We start from the raw sequence: 2,632 nt of genomic DNA on the forward strand, positions 1-2,632 counted from the left end.
GAGGAGAATTATATGCCTAAAAAATTAGCTCTATTTTCATTTATACTTATTTTTACACTCGTCTTTGCTGGATGTTCTAACAAAAAAGATGGTGCAGCGAAAAAAGATGGGAAACTTTCTGTTTATACAACCATTTTCCCACTCGCTGACTTTGCAAAAAAAATCGGTGGTGATTATGTAAATGTAGAAACAATTTACCCACCTGGTGCGGATTCTCATACATTTGAACCGAGTCAAAAGCAGACTGTACAAGTTGCGAAAGCCGATTTATTTGTTTATAACGGCGCAGAATTAGAACCATTTGCCGAAAAAATGGAAAAATCATTAAAAAAAGAAAACGTAAAAATTGTAAATGCATCTAAAGATATCGAACTTCGTGCTTCATCTGAAGAAGAGCAGCACGATCATGGAGACGGTCATAAAGAAGATGAACATCATCACGATAAAGACCCACACGTTTGGATAGATCCTACTCTTGCGATGAAACAAGCAGAAAAAATTAAAAATGCACTTGTAGAATTACAGCCTGAACATAAAAAAGAGTTCGAAAAAAACTTCGCAGCACTACAAACAAAATTTACTGATTTAGATGATCAATTTAAAGCAGTTGTTGCAAATGCAAAAACGAAAGAAATATTAGTTTCACATGCAGCTTATGGCTACTGGGAACAACGATACGGTTTAAAACAAATCCCAATCGCTGGAATTTCAGCATCTGATGAACCATCTCAAAAGCAGCTTGCTGATATTACAAAAACAGTAAAAGAACACGGTCTAAAATATATTTTATTTGAAACATTCTCTACTCCAAAAGTAGCATCAGTTATCCAAAAAGAAACAGGCACAAAAGTTTTACGTTTAAATCACCTTGCTACTATTTCTGAAGATGATGCAAAGAACAATAAAGATTACTTCACTTTAATGGAAGAAAACGTAAATACTTTAAAAGAAGCAACAAACTAATCAACTATATTTTCTAGGCAGCTGAATATGTCATTCAGCTGTCTTTTTATGTATTTACCCTTGACTTGACCGAAATAACAAGTAAAATTATCCATATTAGCTTTTAAGCTATACTAATTTAGAAGGTGAGTTGGAACTATGAATCTTCACATTTGTGAAGTAACAGCAAATAATTGGCGTTCAGTTGCTGCTTTAGACGTAGCAAAAGACCAGCAGCAATTTATTGAAAGCAATGCGTTTTCTTTAGCAGAATCATTATATGAAGAAAACGGAACGTCAGTAGGCTTATATGACAAAGAAACACTCGTTGGATACGCAATGTACGGTTGGTATTCCCAAAAGCATGAAAGCGTATGGTTAGATCGTTTTATGATTGATCAACATTTTCAAGGAAAAGGATATGCAAAACGTTTCCTTCGTTTATTAATCCAATATTTACAACAAAAATTTGAATGTAAAATAATTTATTTAAGTTTACATCCAGACAACAAACACGCAATGGGACTATATGAGTCATTTGGATTCCGCTTAAATGGGGATATTGATGATGAGGGCCCAGTTGTAGGTGTTGTAATGGAATTACTTATAGATGAAAATACAAGCCTGTGAAAACAGGCTTTTTATAATTCACTCATATATCTTTTGAAACTAAAAAAATAAGCCTGCAATTATGCAGGCTTACTTCACACACTCTTGAAAATGTTCTTGAAACCATTCTTTATTAATATCTTTTCCGATGAAAACTACTTCACTCACTCGCTCTTCGCCCTCTTGCCACTCTCTATCGTACGAAGCAGCAAACAGTGTATGTACACCTTGGAAAACGATACGTTTGTCTACTCCATCAATAGATAAAATTCCTTTGTAGCGATATAAATACTCCCCTAGTTCTTGAACGACAGCTGACATCCATTCATTCAATTTTTGTAAATCTAACGGACGTTCTTCACGTAGTACAAACGATTTTACACCTTCTAGATGGTTATGTTCTGTATGAGGGTAAATTTGTAACGTATCTTTCGTTTTAAACGTTTGAATTTGTAGTAATGATGGAATATCTACCTCACAGTTAGTCGCCTCGATTAACTTTGCAGTCGGGTTAATTCCTTGAAGTTCATGCAAGAGATTTTCTTTCTCATTTTCTTCAATTAAATCTAATTTATTAACTAACACAACATCAGCAAATGCAATTTGTTCTTTTGCTTCTAGTCCCTTTTCAAAATGTTTATGTATATGGTAGCTATCTACAACTGTTACAACACCGTTTATTTGGTACGCTGATTGAATAACTGGATCTAAAAAGAAAGTTTGAATAATCGGACCTGGGTTTGCAAGACCCGTTGTTTCAATTACTAAACCATCAAAGTCCATTTTCCCTTCTGCTTTTACGTCCAGTAATTGTTTTAAAGCAACGAGTAAATCTTCACGCACAGTACAGCATAGACAACCGTTTGTCATTTCCATAATTTCTTCTTCAACGTTCATAATTAATTGATTATCGATACCAATTTTCCCTATTTCATTTACAATCACCGCTAATTTCTTACCGTGATCCTCTGATAAAATTCGATTTAATAATGTCGTTTTCCCTGATCCAAGAAAACCCGTTAATATTGTTACTGGAATCATTTCTTACCTCTCCTTATAGCTCTATGTTTCTATATTATAG

The 2,632-nt window shown here is 34.0% G+C and carries 3 protein-coding genes; 2 read left to right on the forward strand and 1 reads right to left on the reverse strand.

Annotation, left to right across the window (positions count from 1 at the left end):
• Positions 1-12: 12 nt before the first annotated feature.
• Positions 13-963, forward strand: coding sequence for a metal ABC transporter substrate-binding protein (locus AB3X48_RS20820; protein WP_016104611.1), 951 nt, complete (start codon positions 13-15; stop codon positions 961-963).
• A gap of 138 nt (positions 964-1,101) precedes the next feature.
• Entirely contained in the window at positions 1,102-1,572 is a 471-nt protein-coding gene (locus AB3X48_RS20825; protein ID WP_016104610.1) for a GNAT family N-acetyltransferase, read from the forward strand.
• 69 nt (positions 1,573-1,641) lie between these two features.
• Here the strand turns inward: AB3X48_RS20825 and AB3X48_RS20830 are convergent, their stop codons facing one another.
• Complete coding sequence (locus AB3X48_RS20830; RefSeq protein WP_016104609.1) at positions 1,642-2,592, reverse strand: CobW family GTP-binding protein; 951 nt, start codon at positions 2,590-2,592, stop codon at positions 1,642-1,644.
• Positions 2,593-2,632 lie beyond the last annotated feature (40 nt).

Source organism: Bacillus sp. S4 (assembly GCF_040838205.1).
Taxonomy (GTDB): Bacteria; Bacillota; Bacilli; order Bacillales; family Bacillaceae_G; genus Bacillus_A; species Bacillus_A cereus_U.

What these genes read in the sequence shown, in the direction of transcription:
- AB3X48_RS20820 (WP_016104611.1), top strand. Translation starts at nt 13, where the DNA reads ATGCCTAAAAAATTAGCTCTATTTTCATTTATACTTATTTTTACACTC.
- AB3X48_RS20825 (WP_016104610.1), top strand. Translation starts at nt 1,102, where the DNA reads ATGAATCTTCACATTTGTGAAGTAACAGCAAATAATTGGCGTTCAGTT.
- AB3X48_RS20830 (WP_016104609.1), bottom strand. Translation starts at nt 2,592, where the DNA reads ATGATTCCAGTAACAATATTAACGGGTTTTCTTGGATCAGGGAAAACG.